A 5,705-nucleotide genomic window follows, 5' to 3' on the forward strand; every position below is an offset into this window, starting at 1 on the left:
GCGGCGCGCTGGCGCTGCTGCCACAGGGGCGAACGCCTGCCGGGGTTGCGCCGCGGCAGGAGCAGGGCGCGCGCCGCGCACTCCCGGAAACGGGCAGCGAACAGGGCGGAGTGGCCCACCGCGTCCACGACGATCCTGCGCATGACGTCGGCGTCGAAGCGGAACACCTCCGCTCCGGGCGGGCGTCCGGTGGAGTCGGGCAGGCGCACCACGATCCCGTCGTCGGCGGCCATGGCGCGGGCGTCGAGACCGCGCTCGCGCTGGAGGCGCTCGGAGACGGCCAGCGCCCAGGGGGCGTGCACCCGCCGTCCGTAGGGCGAGTGGAGCACGAGGCGCCAGTCCCCCACCTCGTCGCGGCAGCGCTCCACGACCAACGTGGTGTCGGTGGGCAGGACGCCGGTGGCACGACGCTGCTCCTCCAGGAGGGCGAGCAGGTTCCGCACGGCACTGTCGTCGAGGCCGTCCTCCCGGAGACGTTCCTCCACCCCACCCTGCACACGGCCGGCGACCGACCCGGAGACGTGTTCGTCCCCCTCTCGACCGGGCTGGTCCGGTCCGCCCTCGTCGGGGTGCCCACCGGACCGGCTCGGACCGGCCCCGGGCACCGGACCACGCACGGACCCACCCGGCCCCGCGTCCCCGGACCCGACCTCGCGCACGAAGGCCCCCAGGGCGGCGCCGAGTTCCGGGGGCCTGCCCGGGCCCTCCCCGTGCCAGAAGGGCAGGCGGGCAGGGCGTCCCGGTGCGGGCACGACGACCACGCGGTCGTTCGTGATCTCCCGGATCCGCCACGAGGCTGCCCCCAGGGTGATGACGTCCCCGGCGCGGGACTCGTGCACCATCTCCTCGTCGAGCTCACCGACCCTGCGGGTGCCGCGTGCGCCCTCGTCGGTGTCCTCGGGCAGGACGACGCGGTAGGAACCCCGGTCGGGGATCGTTCCCCCCGAGGTGACGGCCAGGCGCTGGGCCCCGGGGCGGGCGCGCAGGACCCCGCCGGCGCGGTCCCAGACCAGACGGGGGCGGAGCTCCGAGAACTCCTCCGACGGGTAGCGCCCGGCCAGCATGTCCAGCACCGAGTCGAAGGCGGGCCGCGTCAGGTCCCGGAAGGGAGCGGCGCGGCGCACGAGGGCGAACCACTCCTCCACGTCGAGATCCTCCACGGCGGCGGCCGCGACGGTGTGCTGGGCGAGGACGTCGAGGGGGTTGCGCGGCGGCTGCAGGGCCTCGATGCGGCCCGCCCGCATGCCCTCCACGGTGACCGCGGTGTCGATGAGGTCGCGGCGGGTGCGCGGGTACATGAGTCCGCGCGAGACGTTGCCGACCTGGTGGCCGGCGCGGCCGATGCGCTGCAGGCCCGAGGCCACCGAGGGCGGGGAGGAGACCTGGATGACCTGGTCCACCAACCCCATGTCGATGCCGAGCTCCAGGGAGGAGGTGGCCACGACGCAGCGCAGGTCACCGGTCTTGAGGTCGTGCTCGACCAGGGCGCGCTGCTCCTTGGACACGGAACCGTGGTGGGCGCGGGCGATCTCCAGGGGAGCTCCGGTGGTCAGCTCGCCCTGGGTGGAGCCGAGGCGGGACTCGCGGTGGAGGGGCTCGCCCGGTGGAGGAGCGGCGCCCGCCCCTCCCACCTGCTCGGACCAGAGCTCGTTGAGCCGGGCAGTGAGCTTCTCGGCCAGGCCCCGCGCGTTGACGAAGACGATGGTGGAGCGTGCCTGCAGGACCTGCTCGAGCACCGAGGCCTCCAGGTGGGGCCAGATGCTGGCCACGGCGTCCGGGTCCCGCTGGTCCGTGCCCTGCGCGCTCGCCCGCCTCCCCCGCGTCGAGGGCCCCACGGCGAGGTCGGACATGTCCTGGACGGGCACGACGACCCGGATGTCCATCGGCGAGGGGGCGTCGGGGGCCACGATGTCGACGGGTCGGGTGCCACCCACGAAGCGGGCCACCTCGTCGCGAGGTCGCACGGTGGCGGAGAGCCCGATGCGCTGTGCGGGACACTCCAGGAGGGCGTCGAGGCGTTCCAGGCTGAGGGCGAGGTGGGCGCCGCGTTTGGTGCCGGCCACGGCGTGGACCTCGTCGAGGATGACGGTGTCGACGTCGCGCAGGATCTCCCGGGCGCGGGAGGTGAGCATGAGGTAGAGCGACTCGGGCGTGGTGATGAGGATGTCGGGGGGCCTGCGCAGCAGCCGGGCGCGCTCACTGGAGGGCGTGTCCCCGGAGCGCACGCCGATGCGCACGGGGACGGTGTCCTCACCGAGCTCGGCGCGCCGCGCGGCGATGCCCGCCAGGGGCACGCGCAGGTTGCGCTGGACGTCCACGCCGAGCGCCTTCAGGGGCGAGACGTAGAGGACGCGCGGGCCACGCCGCTCCCCCGCCGACGAGGGCGTCCCCTCCTCCATCAACCGGTCCAGCGCCCACAGGAATGCCGCCAGCGTCTTGCCGGAACCGGTCGGTGCGATGACCAGCACGTCGCGCCCGCCAGGGATGGCGGTCCACGCCTGTTCCTGGACGGGGGTGGGCCGACCCAGGGCAGCACCGAACCAGTCCCGCGTCGCGCGGGAGAACGCGTCCAGTGCCTGTCGCCCCGTCATGTCACCAGTGTCGCCCACCCCTCGCCCGTCCACCGACTGCCCTGCGCGGGGCCAGCCGCGTCCGGCTCCGCCTCAGATCGCCCCGACCAGCTCGCCGGGGTCCCGCGGCGACCTGTCCTCCAGCAGCTGTGCGGCGATCGCCTTCGTGTCGTGGTCCTCGTCGCCCCACACGTTCCACATGAGCACTCCCTGGAGCACGGAGTCCTCGTCGAAGTAGTAGACGACGGCCTCGGAGCCCGGCTCCTTCCAGTCCACCAGGCTCGCTCCGGTCGGGTCCGTGACCCCCAGCGCCTCGTAGCCGTCGGCGAAGATGTCGGAGTAGAAGTAGGGGACGTGGTCGTCGCTGGCCTCGCCACCGGCGGCATTGCGCCCGGCGACACGGCCCCCGGTCACCGCGGCGTCCTCGTGCTGGACGCGGCGCCGACCGAAGACCCGGTCGGGGCGCGCCACGGCGTCCCCGGCGGCGAAGATGTCGGGGTCGGAGGTCCGCCGGTGCGCGTCCACGACGATTCCCTCCCAGACCGCCAATCCGGCCGCGCTGGCGAGGTCGGTCTCGGGGTCCTGGCCCAGTCCGAGGACGGCCACGTCACCGTGCAGTTCACGCCCGTCGTCCAGGGTGAGCGTGACGCCCTCCCCGTCGGGCGTCTCCGCCACCGTCGTCACGCGCACGCCCGGGACCAGCTCCACGCCGTGCTCGCGGTAGACCTCGTCGAGGTGACGCGCGATCTCCTCGGGCAGGACGTGCCCGTCGACGTGGTCGCGCGGGAAGACGTAGGTGACCGTGGCCGGGGTCTCGGCGAGCACCGCCGCCAGTTCCGTCCCGATGAATCCGCCGCCCACCACGACGACGTGCGCACCCCGGGTCGCCTGGGTCCGGAGCGCGCGGTAGTCGGAGAGGTCGTGGAAGTGGATGACGCGCGGACCGGCGGGGATCCCCGCGGTACGAGGCCGGCCCCCCGTCGTCAGGACCAGGCGGTGGTACCCGAACTCCTTGCCGTCGGCCGTGGTGACGGTGTGGGCGTCCGGGTTCACCGAGGTGACGCGGGTGCCCAGCACCAGTGTCACCCCCGGCGTGGAGGACGCCTTGAGGATGATGGTGGAGGGAGTCGTGTCCTCCTCCCGCCACAGGGCCTTCGACAGGGCGGGGCGGTTGTACGGCTCGTCCGGTTCCGCGCCGATCAGTGCGATGGTGCCGGTCGGATCCTCCTGTCGGATGCCTGCGACGGCGGCATCGCCCGCCATGCCGGCCCCGACCACGATGTACTCGAAGTCATTCATGCCCCCACGCTAGGCGCTCATCGTGGCTCGTGCACCGTGCCCTCCCGGCGAGGCACCGTGCCCTCCCGTAGACGCGCACACCCCCGACGTCGACGTCGGCGGCTCGGCCTCCTATCGGGAGACCCTGACACCTTGCACTACTGTGTGCCACACAGTATGGTGTGATGCATGGACGACCAGTGGGGGACCCACATCCAGGAACTGAGGCGCGGCACAGTGGTGCTCGCGGCCCTCCTGGCCCTGCGCACACCCGACTACGGCTACGCGCTCCTCGACCGCCTCCACGCCGCCGGTCTCGACATCGAGGCCAACACCCTCTACCCCCTCCTCCGCCGCCTCGAGTCCCAGGGTCTCCTCACCAGTGAGTGGGACACCGAGGGGTCCAGGCCCCGCAAGTTCTACTCCACGAGTCCCGAGGGCTCCGCCCTCGCCGGGCAGCTCCTCACCGAGTGGCACACCCTCGACGACTCCCTCAACACTCTGGCCGCGCCCTCGTCCCACTGACCCCCTCGCTCCCACCACCGCTGCCCCGTCCCGCACTTCCCTCCCCTCCGCCCCCGCACCGACGAAGGAGTCCGACCATGCGACGCGACGACCGTCCCACCCCCACACCCTCCGAAGACGGACACCCCGACAGCCTCCCCCGCGGCCGCTCCGGGGACCCGTCCCACGACGACACCCCCACCCATGCCGCCCGGGCGACGGGCCCCGCCACCCCGTCACGCGCCTCCCTCACCGAGCGCTACATCTGGGCGGTGGTGCGCACCCTCCCCCGCGAGCGCCGGGCCGAGGAGGAACGCGAGCTGCGCAGCCTCGTCGAGGACACGATCGAGGCCCGCACCGCCGTCGGCCAGGACCCCTCCGCCGCCGAGCGCGCCACACTGGAGGAGCTCGGTGACCCCTCGCGCCTCGCAGGTCGACTCGGTGAGCGTCCGAGGTACCTCGTCGGGCCGGAGCTCTACCCCGACCTCGTGAAACTGCTCAAGGTGGTCCTGGGCGCCACGATCCCCTTCGTGCTGCTCGGGATGCTCATCGCCGACACCCTGGAGGGTCACGCACTCGGCCCGACCATCGGCCAGGCGGTCTGGACGTCCTTCAATGCCGGCGTCCACATCGTCTTCTGGACGACCCTGGTCTTCTGGGTCATCGAGCGCACCCGCCGCACCCGGGGACCGCTCACCCCCTGGTCGCTGGACGACCTCCCCGAGCGGACCGAGCTGGGCACCACCGACAGGCGCTTCACCACCGGGGAGCTCCTCGGCGCCGTCGGGTTCCAGGTCATCTGGGTGGGCGCACTGGTGGCACTCACGCACATTCCGCTCTTCGCCGACGAGGGCGGGGCCCGCGTGCCTCTCCTCGCACGGGACCTGTGGAACCCGTGGTTGGGCGTGCTGGTGGCCATCGCGGCCGTGGAGACCCTGGTCACCGTCCTCACCTGGAGGCGGGGGACCTGGGGGTGGACCGCAGCCGGGGTCAATGTCGCAGCCAATGTCCTGGTGGCCCTGACCCTCGTCCACCTGCTGGTGACCGAGCGGCTGTTCAACCCGGCGGCACTGGCGGGCATGCAGGACGTCGAGAAGTGGGGCGGGGTCGCGGCCACGGCGATCGCCCTGACCATCGTCGCCGTCGCCCTGTGGGACTCGGTCGAGGGTATCCGCCGGGCCCTCTCCCCCCGTGAGGGACCGCCCCGCGCCTGAGCCGCCCTCGTCCACCGAGGCACGTCGCGCACGCCGCGCCACGCCCCCGAAGCGGGGCCCCTCGGGACGCCGAGGCACTTCCCCTCAAGCACGCACCCGCCGCACCCCGAGGCATGCCCTGCAGGCACCTCCCCTCAGG

At 73.3% G+C, this 5,705-nt stretch carries 4 protein-coding genes; 2 read left to right on the plus strand and 2 right to left on the minus strand.

The window, feature by feature from the left end:
• The coding region (locus BQ9890_RS07645; RefSeq protein ID WP_143226423.1) for a DEAD/DEAH box helicase at positions 1 to 2,591 on the minus strand (2,591 nt) is incomplete at its 3' end.
• A 72-nt stretch (positions 2,592 to 2,663) separates the two neighbouring features.
• A complete protein-coding gene (locus tag BQ9890_RS07650; RefSeq protein WP_075890558.1) occupies positions 2,664 to 3,869 on the minus strand; it encodes an NAD(P)/FAD-dependent oxidoreductase in 1,206 nt (401 codons plus the stop codon).
• 168 nt (positions 3,870 to 4,037) lie between these two features.
• On the opposite strand from BQ9890_RS07650, the gene BQ9890_RS07655 reads away from it, so the two are divergent.
• Complete coding sequence (locus BQ9890_RS07655; protein WP_075890560.1) at positions 4,038 to 4,373, plus strand: PadR family transcriptional regulator; 336 nt, start codon at positions 4,038 to 4,040, stop codon at positions 4,371 to 4,373.
• Positions 4,374 to 4,450: 77 nt separating this feature from the next.
• Positions 4,451 to 5,566, plus strand: coding sequence for a permease prefix domain 1-containing protein (locus tag BQ9890_RS07660; RefSeq protein ID WP_075890562.1), 1,116 nt, complete (start codon positions 4,451 to 4,453; stop codon positions 5,564 to 5,566).
• The last annotated feature ends 139 nt before the right edge of the window (positions 5,567 to 5,705 follow it).

Source organism: Actinomyces provencensis, from assembly GCF_900155435.1.
GTDB classification, from domain to species: domain Bacteria; phylum Actinomycetota; class Actinomycetes; order Actinomycetales; family Actinomycetaceae; genus Pauljensenia; species Pauljensenia provencensis.

Bases quoted from the DNA above. Each gene is read 5' to 3' on its own strand.
- BQ9890_RS07660 (WP_075890562.1), top strand. From the start codon at position 4,451: ATGCGACGCGACGACCGTCCCACCCCCACACCCTCCGAAGACGGACAC.
- BQ9890_RS07650 (WP_075890558.1), bottom strand. From the start codon at position 3,869: ATGAATGACTTCGAGTACATCGTGGTCGGGGCCGGCATGGCGGGCGAT.
- BQ9890_RS07655 (WP_075890560.1), top strand. From the start codon at position 4,038: ATGGACGACCAGTGGGGGACCCACATCCAGGAACTGAGGCGCGGCACA.